Annotated in this window: 12 protein-coding genes; 9 read left to right on the top strand and 3 right to left on the bottom strand. The window is 75.2% G+C overall.

The genetic code is table 11. The annotated features are described in order from the left end of the window. The first annotated feature begins 89 nt into the window (after positions 1-89). Positions 90-1,142 carry an aminoglycoside phosphotransferase family protein gene (locus ACFY61_RS14420; RefSeq protein ID WP_389471424.1) on the top strand — a complete coding sequence of 351 codons (1,053 nt, stop codon included), beginning with the start codon at positions 90-92 and terminating at the stop codon, positions 1,140-1,142. 6 nt (positions 1,143-1,148) lie between these two features. Here ACFY61_RS14420 and ACFY61_RS14415 read toward each other — a convergent pair whose 3' ends face one another. Further along, entirely contained in the window at positions 1,149-2,111 is a 963-nt protein-coding gene (locus ACFY61_RS14415) for an AEC family transporter (protein WP_389471421.1), read from the bottom strand. A 60-nt stretch (positions 2,112-2,171) separates the two neighbouring features. Here ACFY61_RS14415 and ACFY61_RS14410 point away from each other — a divergent pair, with 60 nt between their 5' ends. From ACFY61_RS14410 to ACFY61_RS14395, 4 genes are all read left to right on the top strand, one after another. After that, a complete protein-coding gene (locus ACFY61_RS14410; protein WP_389471418.1) occupies positions 2,172-3,497 on the top strand; it encodes a sensor histidine kinase in 1,326 nt (441 codons plus the stop codon). Next, complete coding sequence (locus ACFY61_RS14405; RefSeq protein ID WP_389471415.1) at positions 3,494-4,174, top strand: response regulator; 681 nt, start codon at positions 3,494-3,496, stop codon at positions 4,172-4,174. The genes ACFY61_RS14410 and ACFY61_RS14405 overlap by 4 nt, the downstream gene beginning before the upstream one ends. Positions 4,175-4,465: 291 nt before the next feature. After that, a complete protein-coding gene (locus tag ACFY61_RS14400; RefSeq protein WP_389471412.1) occupies positions 4,466-5,386 on the top strand; it encodes a MurR/RpiR family transcriptional regulator in 921 nt (306 codons plus the stop codon). A 288-nt stretch (positions 5,387-5,674) separates the two neighbouring features. After that, positions 5,675-6,034: a hypothetical protein gene (locus ACFY61_RS14395; RefSeq protein WP_389471410.1), complete on the top strand. Its 360-nt coding sequence runs from the start codon at positions 5,675-5,677 to the stop codon at positions 6,032-6,034. Between the two features lie 52 nt (positions 6,035-6,086). Here the strand turns inward: ACFY61_RS14395 and ACFY61_RS14390 are convergent, their stop codons facing one another. Further along, positions 6,087-7,697, bottom strand: a complete 1,611-nt coding sequence (locus ACFY61_RS14390) for an alpha/beta hydrolase (RefSeq protein ID WP_389471407.1) — start codon at positions 7,695-7,697, stop codon at positions 6,087-6,089. Between the two features lie 261 nt (positions 7,698-7,958). On the opposite strand from ACFY61_RS14390, the gene ACFY61_RS14385 reads away from it, so the two are divergent. Both ACFY61_RS14385 and ACFY61_RS14380 read left to right on the top strand, forming a co-directional pair. Further along, on the top strand, positions 7,959-8,999 hold the full coding sequence (locus tag ACFY61_RS14385) for an alpha/beta hydrolase (RefSeq protein WP_389471404.1): 1,041 nt from the start codon (positions 7,959-7,961) through the stop codon (positions 8,997-8,999). Continuing rightward, a complete protein-coding gene (locus ACFY61_RS14380) occupies positions 8,996-10,219 on the top strand; it encodes an acyltransferase (protein WP_389471401.1) in 1,224 nt (407 codons plus the stop codon). Before ACFY61_RS14385 ends, ACFY61_RS14380 begins: the two co-directional genes overlap by 4 nt. Before the next feature lie 88 nt (positions 10,220-10,307). On the opposite strand, the gene ACFY61_RS14375 is transcribed toward ACFY61_RS14380, so the two are convergent. Beyond that, positions 10,308-10,730, bottom strand: coding sequence for a DUF350 domain-containing protein (locus ACFY61_RS14375; RefSeq protein WP_389471398.1), 423 nt, complete (start codon positions 10,728-10,730; stop codon positions 10,308-10,310). 221 nt (positions 10,731-10,951) lie between these two features. Between ACFY61_RS14375 and ACFY61_RS14370 the strand changes: the two genes are divergently transcribed. Both ACFY61_RS14370 and ACFY61_RS14365 read left to right on the top strand, forming a co-directional pair. Continuing rightward, positions 10,952-12,928 (top strand): ABC transporter ATP-binding protein, encoded by a 1,977-nt coding sequence (locus ACFY61_RS14370; RefSeq protein WP_389471395.1) that lies wholly within the window; start codon positions 10,952-10,954, stop codon positions 12,926-12,928. A gap of 8 nt (positions 12,929-12,936) precedes the next feature. Continuing rightward, positions 12,937-13,317, top strand: a complete 381-nt coding sequence (locus ACFY61_RS14365) for a VOC family protein (protein WP_389471392.1) — start codon at positions 12,937-12,939, stop codon at positions 13,315-13,317. Positions 13,318-13,332: the final 15 nt, after the last annotated feature.

Raw genomic sequence — 13,332 nt, 5'->3', positions numbered from 1 at the left:
AGGGGGTCACGGGGGCGGTCGAGGTGGACGTCCCCGGACACACGGATATTCCGGTGACGCCACGGGCGCCCGGTGACAGGATCGCTGCCGTGCTGACGACAGGGCGGGTGCCGTTCGGGGCGGGGCTGCGGGACGTGCTGGGAGCGCCGGGCCAGGCCCGGCGGCTGGGGAGCAGTCCCCGGTCCCGGGTGTGGCGGGTGGAGCTGGCCGGCGGCCCGGCCGTGGTGAAGCAGAGCGTCGGCGGCGCCGACGCCCGGGAGCGGTTCGAACGCGAGGTCACGGCCCTGCGGCTGGCCGCGCGCGGCGGGCGGGACGGGCGGGCGGTGGTGCCGCGGCTCCTGGCCGTCGACCCGGGGGCGCGGGTGCTCGTCCTGGAGCACCTGGAGCACTCCAGGCCGCCCGCCCGGGAGTGGATCGTCGGTTACGCCGCCGCGCTGGCCCGCCTGCACTCGCGGGGGCGGCCCGGGGACGCGGGGGCCCTGCCCCGGTGGTCGGGGCCGGACGGCGGTGACGTGGAGGCCTTCCTCGGACTGGCGGCCCGGTTGGACGTCCCGGTGCCCGAGGGGGTGCGCGGCGAACTCGCCGCGCTCGTGGACCGCTTGGCCGCGGCGCCGGGGAACGCGCTGCTGCACGGGGACCCGTGTCCGGGCAACGATCTGCACGCCGCGGACGGGGTGCGGTTCGTCGACTTCGAGCAGGCGTCGCTGGGCAGCGGGCTGACCGAACTGGCCTACCTGCGGATCGGGTTCCCGACCTGCTGGTGCGTCACGGCCGTCGCGGAGCCGCTGCTGGCCCGGGCGGAGCGGGAGTACGCCCGGGTGTGGACCGCGGAGACCGGTGCGGCGCCGCCGGTGGAGGGGCTGGTGGACGCGTGCGCGGGCTGGCTGGTCCGCGGCGACGCGCTGGTGCCGCGGGCGCGGCGGGACGGCCGTGACCACCTCGCCCGGGCGGCCCGGCGGGACTGGGTGTGGGGCACCGCCTCGGCCCGGCAGCGGCTGCTGCACCGGCTGGGGGTGGTGGCCGGGCTGGCCCGGGACAGCGCGGAACTGCCGGCCACGGCCCGGCTGGCGCGGGCCCTCGGGGAGCGGATGCGCGTCCGCCACCCCGCGCTGCGGCCGGTGCCGGAGGAGCGCCCGGAGTGAGGGCGGTCAGGGGACCGCGGCGGCCCACTGGATCCAGAGCGGGAGCAGCAGCAGCGCGGCGACCGAGCTCTTGATCACCAGGGCGGCGGAGAGGTCGACGTCCACCTCGTAGCGCTGGGCGAAGACGAACACGTTCTGTGGGGCCGGCATGGCGGCGATCAGCACCAGGTACGCCAGCCGGTCGCCGGTCACGCCGAACGCGCCCGCGCACACCGCCCAGGTGAGCAGGGGGAAGCCGGCGCACTTGAAGGCGACGAGGACCGCCTCCTCGGCGGTGGTGCCGCGGAGGTTCAGGCCGGTTCCGCCGAGGTGGAGTCCGAGGGCGAACAGGGCGACCGGCGACGCGCTGTCGCCGACGAAGGCGAAGCCGGCCAGGACCGGGCCGGGGACGGGCACGGAGAGCAGGTTGAGCAGGACGCCCGCGTTGCAGGCGAGGACCAGCGGGGTGGTGAGGGAGGCGGCGAGGGCGCGCAGCGGGCGGCTGCCGCCGGGGCCGGGGCCGTCGGCGGCGGGGGTCCGGCGGCCGAGTTCCATGACGGCGATGACGACCAGGGACAGCACGCATACCTGGAAGAGCAGGACGGGGAACACGGGCGCGGCGGTCCCGAACACGGTGATGAACACCGGGACGGCGAAGTAGGCGGTGTTGACCTGCACCGAGGCCATGATCCGCAGGGCGGCGCCGCGCAGCCCGAGCCCGCCGCGCAGCCGGGCCGCGACACCCACGCCGACGACCGCGAGGCCGGCCGCGGTGGCGTAGCCGAGGACGGCCCGCCACTCGAAGAGGGCTCGCAGGTCGCTGGTGTAGATGTTGCCGAAGAGGTAGCAGGGGACCGCGAAGAGGAAGGCGTAGTCGGCGAAGACGCGGGAGCTGTCGGCGGGGACCACCTTGCGCCGTGCCAGCAGCACCCCGCACCCGAAGGCCAGGAGGACCGGTACGAGTTTCTCCAGCGCCGCCGCCACTGCCATGTGTCCCGTTCCCCCGTCGTCCGGTGCCGTCCGCCGCCCGGACACTACGCTGGCCGGATCATGAAGAACCCAGGCCCCTCCCCCGAGCCGCCCGTGCCGACCCGGCGCCGGGCCGTCCTGCGGCCCCGTGCGGCGGCCGCGCTGCTGCGGGCGCCGGCCGGGGGCGCGGAGCCGCTGTTCGCGCGGGCGCCCCGGGCCTGGCAGCGCCGGCTGCCGTACCTGGTGGTGGCCTGCTTCGTGCTGTCGCTGCTGCCGACCACCATCGCCGTGCTGGCGAACGACTACGGGCTGGACGGCGGCTGGGCCGGGGCGCTGGGCGTGGCGCAGACCGTACCGCTGCTGCTGGCGGTGACCCGGCCGGTGCCGGCGTGGGGGACGGTGCTGGTCGCGGACACCGCGGGGGCGGTGCTGCTGGCGGCGGACGCGGACCGGGTGGGCGGGCAGCCGTGGCCGTGGACGCCGATGGTGATCGTCGGCTATCTGGTGCTGATGCTGTGCCTGGGCCTGCGCGAGCCGGTGCGGGTCCTGGTGGGGGTGTGGCTGGCCACCGGTGCCGTGGGGGTGGTCCTGGGGTTCTTCGCACCGGCGGGGGCGAGCAGCACCTGGGCGCTGCTGTTCGTTCTGTCCGGGGTGGTGCTGGCGCTGGCGGGGGCGCTGCGCGGGCTGGGCGAGGCGGAGCGGCGGATCGCCGAGCAGGAGAGCATCAGCGAGGCGGAGCGGTCCCGGCGCACGCTGCTGGAGGAACGGGCGCGGATCGCGCGGGAGTTGCACGACGTGGTGGCGCACCACATGTCGGTGATCACGGTGCAGGCGGATTCGGCGCCGTACCGGCTGGCGGGTCTGCCCGACGGGGCGCGGGAGGAGTTCGAGGCGATCGCGGCCGCCGCGCGGGAGTCGCTGGCCGAGATGCGGCGGCTGCTGGTGGTGCTGCGCGGTGACGGCGCGGACGGCGAGCGGGCCCCGCAGCCGGGTCTGGACCGGCTGCCGCAGCTGGTGGAGGCCACCGTACGGGCCGGCCAGCCGGTGGAGTTGTCGCTGGCGGCGGCGCTTTCGGGGGCGGGGGCGCGGGCGCGGGTGTTGCCGCAGGCGGTGGACCTGTCGGCGTACCGGATCGTGCAGGAGGCGCTGGCGAACGTGGTGCGGCACGCTCCGGGCGCGCCGACGCGGGTGTCGGTGACCGAGGACGGCGCCGAGCTGCTGGTGCTGGTGGTCAACGGGCCGGCGGAGGGCGCGCCGGCACCGCTGGAGGACTCCGGCACGGGGCACGGGCTGGTCGGCATGCGGGAGCGCGTACGGTTGACCGGCGGGACGCTGGACACCGGTCCGCTTCCCGACGGCGGCTTCCGGGTCGCCGCCCGACTTCCCCTGACGGAGGACGCCAGTTGACCATCCGCGTGATCATCGTCGACGACCAGGCCATGGTGCGGGCGGGGTTCGCCGCGCTGCTGTCGGCGCAGTCCGACATCGACGTGGTGGGCGAGGCGCCGGACGGCCGGCAGGGCGTGGAGCTGGCCCGGCGCACGCACCCGGACGTGGTGCTGATGGACGTGCGCATGCCGGAGCTGGACGGGCTGTCGGCGGCCCGGGAGGTCCTGGCTCCCCCGCCGGGGGTGGTGCACCGGCCGAAGGTGCTGATGCTGACGACCTTCGACATCGACGACTACGTGTACGAGGCGCTGCGCGCCGGGGCCTCGGGCTTCCTGCTGAAGGACGCCCCGCCGGCCGACCTGATCGCGGCGGTGCGGGTGGTCGCGTCGGGCGAGGCGCTGCTGGCCCCGTCGGTGACCCGGCGGCTGATCGCGGACTTCGTGGAGCGCAGGCCGGCCCCGCGCCGGGACCCGGCGCTGCGGCTGAACGGGCTGACGCCGCGTGAGACGGAGGTGCTGGAGCTGATCGCGCGGGGGCTGTCGAACCAGGAGATCGCGGGGCGGCTGGTGCTGGCGGAGCAGACGGTGAAGACGCACATCGGGCGGGTGCTGGCGAAGCTGGGGCTGCGGGATCGGGCGCAGGCGGTGATCTTCGCGTACGAAGCCGCCCTGGTCCGCCCGGGCGACCACCCCTGACCCCGCCCGTCCGGGCGGCCCCGCCCGGCCGCTCGCGCAGTTCCCCGCGCCCCTCGCGGGGCCCCCGTCGTACCCCGGCCGCCCGCCGTGCGTGGCTGGGCCCGCAGTTCCCCGCGCCCCTGGCGGGGCGCGGGGCTGGGCCCGTGCGCTGCGGGCGGGGGTGGATGTGGGCCGTGCGGGGCGTGGGCGTCCGCCAGTTGGGACGGGGCCCGGCTGCGGCGGAGCGTGCCGTCCCGATCGCAGCGAGTGGGCTATGTTGGAGACGAGTGGCGGGAGCAAGGAGACACGACGGTGCCATCGGGGCAGCGGGCACGCGCGCAGGCGGCCGCGATCACACCCAGCAGCGGTCAGGCTCCGGAGCACGAGCGGGCCCCGGCCGACCGGGTCCGCGCGCTCTTCAACGGTCACCGCCTCTCCCCCGGCCAGCGGCGGATCGCCCAGTACCTGATCGACCACCTGCCCGAGGCCGCGTTCCTGTCGATCACCGAGCTCGCGGAGCGGGTCGGCGTCAGCCAGCCGTCCGTGACCCGGTTCGCGACCGCCCTGGGGTTCAGCGGCTACCCCGCGCTGCGGGAGGTGCTCCAGCCGATCGCCCTGAGCGCGGTCGCCGGGGCGCCCGAGGCCAGCCGGGAGATCCGGCGCAACGAGCTCCAGGCCGCCGTGGACACCGAGATCGTGAACCTGGAGAACGTGCGCCGGCTGCTGGCCGACACCGACCAGGTGCTCGACCTGGGCCGGGAGCTGGCGGGCTCGGTGCCGCTGACCGTCATGGGGCTGCGGATCTCGGTCTCGCTCGCCCACTACTTCGCGTACGCGGCCCGCCGCATCCACCCGGACGTGCGGCTGATCACCCAGGGCGGCAGCGTCGCCTACGACACGCTGATGCAGGCCCGGGCGGCGGGCGGGACGTGGGTGCTGGCCTTCGCCATGCCGAGGCACGCCAAGGAGTCCCTGGCCGCGCTGCAGGCCGCCCGCAGCGCCGGGCTGCGGGTGGCGCTGGTGACCGACCTGACGCTGGGGCCGCTGGTGGAGGAGGCGGACGTGGCGCTGACCGCCGCGACCGGCTCGCGGCTGGTGTTCGACTCGTACGCGGCGCCGGGCATCCTGTCGGCGGCGGTGCTCCAGGCGATGGCCGACGCCGATCCGGAGCGTACGCAGGCGCGGCTGGAGAACTACGAGCAGGTCGCCGACCAGCACGGGTTCTTCCTCTGACCGGAAGAGGCGCTTCCGTCCCGCTTTCGCGCGTTTGACGAGCAGGTTTTCACACCCACCCCGGGCATGAAATTTTTCATGCCCTTGCCTACTCGACGGTATATATGTTTACTCAGGCCACATCGAACAGCCGGTCGGCGATCCTCCTCACGCCGCCCGGACGATGCGCCGGGCGGGCCCCACATCCCGCCGGGCGCCACCCCTACGGCGGCCTCGGTCACTCCCCTGGGCCGAGGCCGCCACCTTTCCACCCTCTCGACAGCCGCTCGACACCCCGGAAGCGACGAGATGCCCCGGACGACCACCGCACTCAGCCCGGACTGGCCCTGCCAGGTCAAGGCACCCGGAACCCACGACTGGGAGCGCACCGCCACTCGTTGGCTGCGGGACCTGCTTCCCGCGCGTTACGCCGGATACCCGACCCTGACGCGCCACCCCGCGCTGCTCGCCCGGCACGCCCAGCTCCAGGTCCAGCACGAGCTGCGCGCGGTCCGCGTGGCCCTGCACACCGCCCGCCAGGAACTGCCCGCCCTCGGCGTGGCGGAGGGCGTCATCGAGAACTCCATCCGGATGTACGCCGTCGAGCTGGACCAGCTCGGCCGGATCGCCCGCGGCATCCGCCTGGTCGGCGAGGCGCTCCAGCGCTAGCCGGAACGCCCCGCCGTCCCCGCCGTCCCCGTCACTCACACGGGGATCCGGCTCAGAAGCGGTTGGTGCCGCCCAGCGGGAAGCGCTGACGTTCGGGCGAGACCGGGGCCTCGCGGCGGTCCGCCGTGTCCGGCGCGGTGGTCCGGCAGGTCACGTCCTTGGCGGGCAGCTTGCCCGTCGCCAGGTAGTGGTTGACGGTGGCGTTCGCACAGGACTTGGGGTCGAAGAGGTACACGCCGTGGCCCTCACCGCCGGCCGCCGTGACCATCCGCGAGCCCTTGAGCGCCCGGCGCAGGCCGAGGCCGCTGGAGAGCGGGGTCTGCGAGTCCCACTCGTTCTGCACGGTCAGCACCGGGGCCGCCACGTTCATCGGCGTGGCCGCCTCCACCGGGGGCTGCCAGAACGCGCACGGCTTGATGTTGGAGGCGAAGTCGCCGTACAGCGGGTAGCGGGCCTTGTCCCGTTCCGCGTCCTTGCGGTAGCGCTCCGGGTCCCGCGGCCAGTTCGCGGTGTCGCCGCAGACCACGGCCCAGAAGACGGCCGTGCCGTTGTCGGGGGCCGGGCCGGAGGCCGGCACCGGCGCGGGTCCGGAGGCCGCGCCCGGGGCGGGCACCGGGGCCGGGGTGCGCACCAGGTCGGGCAGCTGCGTGGGGGCGGGCTTGCCCTCCGCGGCGGCCTTCAGGGCGACGACCGTCTCCGCCGCCTGCTGCGGGTAGAAGAACACCGCCCGGAAGGACCGGATGTCGTCCCCGGTGAGCTTCATGCCGTCGATCTCGATCGGCTCCCGGTCGGCGCGGGCCACCAGGTCCCAGAAGGTCCGGGAGACGGCCTGCGGGGTGGCGCCCAGGTGGTACTGGGCGTTCCGCTCGGCGGTCCACCGGCTCCAGCGGGCGAACGCCGGCTCGGCGTCCGTCGCCCACACCTGGATCATGCCGCGCCAGATCCGGGCCGGGTCCACCCCGCTGTCGAGCACGAAGCGGTCGGTGCGCTTCGGGAACATCTGGGTGTAGACGGCGCCGAGGTAGGTGCCGTAGGAGTAGCCGAGGTAGGAGATCTTCTTCTCGCCCAGGGCGGCACGGATGGCGTCCATGTCGCGGGCGGCGTTGCGGGTGGTGATGTGCGGCAGGACCGAACCGGACTGCTTGCGGCACTTCTCCGCGACCGTGCGGGCCCAGGCGACGTCCGAGGCGAAGGTCTCGGGGCGGTAGGGCCGGTCGAAGTTCTGCTCCGCGTCGGTCAGCCGGCAGCTGATCGGGCTGCTGCCACCGACACCGCGCGGGTCGAAGCCTATGAGGTCGTACTGGTCGCGGACCTCCTTGGGCATCGACTCGTGGACCATCGGCGCCAGGCCGACGCCGGAGCCGCCCGGGCCGCCCGGGTTGAGCAGCATGATCCCGCGCCGCTTGGCCGGGTCCTGGCTCTTGATGCGGGACAGCGCGATGTCGATCTTCCGCCCCTGCGGGCGCCGGTAGTCGAGCGGGACCTTGACGGTCGCGCACTCGAAGGAGGCCGGCTGGTCGGGGCTGCAGCGCTGCCAGACCGGCGACTTGGGGAGGTAGGTGTCCGCTCCCGTGGCGGACGCCTGGGTCGCTGACAGCAGGGGGACGGTGGTGGCGGCGAGGCCGGCGGCGGCGAGCAGGGTGCCGAGGCGTGTCAGACGCACGAAGTGCCGTTCCTTTCGGAGGGGTTGGTCCCGCACCACCCTCTTGCACCCGGAGGCCGGGCGAATCATCCCGAAGGCCCGGATCGCGTCCTCCTCACGGCGGAGCACGGATCCGGACAACTGGCCGACACGCCACGGACGTCCGCTGCGGTCTCCACCACCCCCTACCCAGGTATGACTTCCGGCTTGGCACCCCGGTGGGACGTCCCGCCCGGTACCGCCTCCCTACCTTTCCGGCGACGCCGAGGAGAGGAGACGGGAATGCGCCGCACGGGGAGGACCCTGGTGGCCGTCGCACTGGCGGGGGCCGTGGCCGCGGGGACGACGGGATGGGTGTCGGCCGGCGCGCAGACGCCGGTGACCGGCCCGCCGCCGGGAACCGCCGCCTGGCGGGCCGACGGCACGGCGGGCCGGCCGCTGCCGGACCCGGCCGCCGCCCCCCACGAGGTGGCCCGGTTCTTCGCCGGACTGTCCGCGGCGGAGCGGGAGCGGCTGGTACGCCGTCATCCGCTGGTCGTGGGAAACCTGGACGGGGCGCCGCCGGCCCTGCGCTACGAGGCCAACCGGATCGCCGTCCGCGCCGCCGCCGACCCGCGGTTCGCGGCCCTCGCCGGGCCCGGGCGGCAGATCCTGGCCTTCGACCCGCGCGGCCGCGGCCAGGTCGCCGAGGTCTTCGGCGACCTGGAGCGGGCCGCGCAGGTCTCCGTCCTCGTGGCCGGTTCGGACAACGACGCCGCCTCGCACGACGCCGCGCGCGCTCCGCACACCGGGCCGCGCGGCATGGCGCGGGCCCTGCGCGCGGCCGCCGGTGCGGACACGGCGGTGATCGCCTGGACCGGGTACACCACCCCGGTCGGGGTCGGACCGGACGCGGCGGGCGGCCGGCTGGCCGAGGCCGGGGCCGCGCGGCTGGTGCGGTTCGTCCGGGGCCTGGACGCCGTCGGCGCGCCCGACCCGGCGCTGTTCTGCCACAGCTACGGGTCGGTGGTGTGCGGGCTGGCGGCGCACGGCACCGACGCCCGCGACGTGGTGGTCGCCGGATCGCCGGGCATGCGGGCAGGCACGGTCTCCGGACTCGGCACCCGGGCCCGGGTGTGGGCCGCGCTCGGCCCCTCCGACTGGATCTCCGCTGTCCCGCACGTGGAGTTCGCCGGCCTCGGCCACGGTGCCGACCCGGCCGGCGCCGCCTTCGGAGCCCGGCGCGTGCCCGCCGCCCGGGCCGAGGGCCACGACGGCTACTTCGCCCCGGGCACCGACTCCCTCGGCGCCTTCGCCCGGATCGCCGCGGGGGACGTCCGATGAGCGCCGCCACCCTGTTCCGCCGCACCGCCGGCCGGATCGAGCGGCGCACCCCGGCCCATCGGGACCGGGCCCTCGACGGGCTGCGCGCCCTGGCCCTGCTCGCCGTGCCCGCCGGGCACTGGCTGCTCGGCGGATTCACCCGGGACTTGGAGGGCGGACTGCACAACGCCAGCCCGCTGTCCGCCTTCTCCGGGTTCGCCCCGGCGAGCTGGGTGCTCCAGATGCTGGGTGTCTTCTTCCTCGTGGGCGGGTACGCCTCGGTGTTGTCCTACCGCAGGCGGCCGGGCTCCACGGCGGACTGGCTGCGCGCCAGGACCGTCCGGCTGGGGCGGCCGGTGCTCGGGGTGACCGTGGTGTGGGCGCTGGCCGCGCCCGTGCTGTACGCGGCGGGGGTGCCGCTGGCCACGCTGCGCACCGGCGCCACGCTGGTGATCCAGCCGCTGTGGTTCGTCGGCGTGTACCTGGTGGTCACCGCGCTCACCCCGCTGTGCGCGCGGGCGGCGGCCCGGCTCGGCGGCTGGGCGGCCGCGCCGCTGATGGCCTCGGTGGCGGTGGTCGACCTCCTGCGGTACGGGCCGTGGGCGGGGTCGGTGCCGTCCTGGGTGGCGGTGCTGAACGTGCTGCCGGGCTGGCTCTTCGCGTACCAGCTGGGCGTGAGCTGGGGCGAGCGGCGGATCGGGCGGCGCGGGGCGTGGCTGCTGCTGGCTGGCGGGGCGGCGCTGTTCGCCGCGCTGCTGCTGGTCTTCCACTACCCCGCGTCGATGGTGGGGGTGCCGGGTGAGGGGCGGACCAACTCGCACCCGCCGTCGCTGCTGGTCCTGGCGCTGGCCTCGGCGCAGTCCGGGGCGGCGGTGCTGCTGCGGGACCGGCTGGCCCGGCTGCTGGCCCGCCCGGCGCTGTGGGCGCCGGTGGTGGTGGTCAACCTGTCCGCGATGACGATCCTGTGCTGGCACCAGACGGCGATGTGGGTCACGGCCACGGCCGCGTCGTTCGCGGGCGCCGTGCCGGGGCTGACGACGGCGCCCGACACCCTGGCGTGGATCGGGCAGCGGCTGGCCTGGATGCCGCTGTTCGCGGTCCTGCTGGTGGCCATCGGCCGGTACGCGCACCGCTTCGAGGCCCCGCCGGCGCCCGGACGGCGCGGTGCCCCGGCGCTGCGCCGGGTGCTGGCGGGGGTGCTGGCGGCCGGGTTCGCGGTGTTCGCGCTGGGACTGGCCTGAACCGCCGCCCGTACCGTACGAACGGCCGCGCCCCCGGGTCCGGAAGGACCCGGGGGCGCGGCCCGCCGTCGTGGCGCCGTACGCGCGGTCAGGCGATGGAGGCCGAGACGATGGCGGCGACGGCCAGGTTGCAGGCGGCGGTGACCCACACGGCGGGGTGCGGCTCCGGGTCGACCACTATGGCGCCGAGCTTGCCGGGCGTGACCAGGTCGAGCACGAGGAACGCGACGGCCATCAGGACCAGGCCGAGGATGCCGAACGCCGCGGTGGACATCAGGCCCTTGCCGAAGTCGTCGTAGGTGGTCCAGATGGAGGTGAAGACGATGCCGCCGATACCGATCAGGGCCGAGCTGAGCAGGAGGGCCGCGTTCCGGTTGCGCTCCTCCCAGATCTGCCGGCCGAGCTTCCCGGGCGTCAGCACGTCCACCAGGACGATGCCGAGGATCAGCAGCACCAGGCCGAGGGCACCGTAGGCGGAGGTGCGGCCAAGTCCGTTGATGATGTCGCTCATTGAGAAGCCTGCCTGAAGGGATGGATGGGGCGGGTGGCGATGGGAAGTGAATCTATCGCACGCGTGGCGGAAAGCCGACGGCCGGGAGGCACCCGATGACGCGGATCCGGCAGGCGCGGCCCGCCGGGGCGGAGGACGGGACGGGGTGCTCGGGGGGTGACCCGCCGAAGGGCGGGCGGAGGCGTTGACCTCGACCTTGGTCGAGGTCCTAGCGTGCGGGCATGGACATGGAAGTCACCGCCTGGACCTCGTTGCACAGCACGCTGAACGCGCAGGCGGACCGCCGCCCGTTCTCCCGTGCCGGACTGCGCCGGGTCGCCGCGTTCGCCCGCCCCCACCGCCGGGGCCTGTTGCTGTTCCTGCTGCTGAGCGTCTTCGGGGCGCTGCTCGCGGTGGCCACGCCCGTGCTGGCTGCACGCGTGGTGGACGCCATCGTGGAGGGCCGCAGCAGCGGCCTCGTCGTCCGGCTGGCCCTGCTGATCGCGGCGATCGCGGTGGCGGAGGCCGGACTGGGGCTGCTCCTGCGGAAGTTGTCGGCCACACTCGGCGAGGGGCTGATCCTGGACCTGCGGACCGCGGTCTTCGACCACGTACAGCGGATGCCGGTGGCGTTCTTCACCCGGACCCGCACCGGCGCCCTGGTCAGCCGGCTCAACAACGACGTGATCGGGGCCCAGCGGGCCTTCAGCAACACGCTGTCGGGGGTGGTGGCGAACACGGTCACCCTGCTGCTGACCCTGACCGTGATGCTGGGCATCTCCTGGCAGATCACCCTGCTGGCGCTGGCGCTGCTGCCGGTGTTCGTGCTCCCGGCCCGCCGGATGGGCACCCGGATGGCGCGCATGCAGCGCGAGGCCGCCCAGCTGAACGCGGCGATGGGCACCCAGATGACGGAACGGTTCTCGGCACCCGGCGCCACCCTGGTCAAGCTGTTCGGGCGGCCCGCGGACGAGTCGGCGGAGTTCGCGGCCCGGGCGGCCCGGGTCCGCGACATCGGCGTGCGCACCGCGATGGCGCAGTCCCTGTTCGTCACGGCGCTGACGCTGGTGTCGGCGCTCGCGCTGGCGCTGGTGTACGGGCTCGGCGGCTACTACGCCCTGCGCGGCTCCCTGGACGCCGGCTCGGTGGTGGCCCTGGCCCTGCTGCTGACCCGGCTGTACGCGCCGCTGACCGCGCTGGCCGGGGCGCGGGTGGAGGTGATGAGCGCACTGGTCAGCTTCGAGCGGGTCTTCGAGGTGCTGGACCTGGAGCCGCTGATCGCGGAACGCCCGGACGCCCGCCGGCTGCCGGACGGCCCGGTGGCGGTGGAGTTCGACGGGGTGTCCTTCGGCTACCCGTCGGCCGACCGGGTGTCACTGGCCTCGCTGGAGGAGGTGGCGGCGCTGGACGGGCGGGGCGGCGAGCGGGTGCTGCACGGGGTGTCGTTCCGGGCCGAGCCGGGGCAGATGGTCGCCCTGGTCGGCTCGTCCGGGGCCGGCAAGTCGACCATCGCGCAGCTGCTGCCCCGGCTGTACGACGCCGACGAGGGCGCGGTGCGGCTGAACGGGGTCGACGTACGGGACCTGACGGCGGATTCGATCCGCGAGACCCTCGGCATGGTCACCCAGGACGGGCACCTGTTCCACGAGTCGGTCCGGGCGAACCTGCTGCTGGCGCGGCCGGACGCCACCGAGGAGGAGGTGTGGGAGGCCCTGCGCCGGGCCCGGCTGGACGGGCTCGTCGCGTCGCTGCCGGACGGGCTGGACACGGTGGTCGGCGAGCGCGGGTACCGGCTGTCCGGCGGCGAGCGGCAACGGCTGACGATCGCCCGGCTGCTGCTGGCCCGGCAGCGGGTGGTGATCCTCGACGAGGCGACCGCGCACCTGGACTCCACCTCCGAGGCGGCGGTGCAGGAGGCACTGGGCGAGGCACTGGCCGGCCGGACCGCCGTGGTCATCGCGCACCGGCTGTCGACGGTGCAGGCGGCCGACCTCATCCTGGTCGTGGAGGGCGGGCGGATCGTGGAGCGGGGCACGCATCCGGAGCTGCTGGCGGCCGGCGGCCGGTACGAGGAGCTGTACCGGACCCAGTTCGCCGGCGCGGACGCGGACACGGACACGGACGCGGACGCGGACCCGGACATGGACGCGGACCCGGACCCGGACGCGGACGTCGGCGCGGCTCCGGCGGCGGGCGCGGCCCCCGCGGCGGGCGCATGATGGAGCGCATGGACATCAAGTTGGAGCTGGTGGCCGTGCCGGTCACCGACGTGGACCGGGCCAAGGCGTTCTACGAACAGGTCGGTTTCCACGCCGACCACGACGTGACGGTGAGCGACGAGATCCGGTTCGTCCAGCTGACCCCGCCCGGGTCGGCCTGCTCGATCGCCCTGGGCCGGGGGCTGACCGGCATGGCCCCCGGCTCCCTGGACAACATGCAGGTCGTGGTGGCCGACATCGAGGCGGCGCACGCGGAACTGACGGCGCGTGGCATCGGGGTCAGCGAGATCGACGACCAGCCGTGGGGGTCCTTCGTCTACTTCACGGACCCCGACGGCAACCGGTGGGCGGTCCAGCAGACTGTGCCGCGGAACCGGCCCGCCGGCTGACGCCCCGCCGGGCGG

Source organism: Streptomyces sp. NPDC012888 (assembly GCF_042900645.1).
GTDB lineage: Bacteria > Actinomycetota > Actinomycetes > Streptomycetales > Streptomycetaceae > Streptomyces.
Note: the sequence above shows the minus strand (reverse complement) of the source record. Positions and strands in the feature narration are given on the sequence as shown.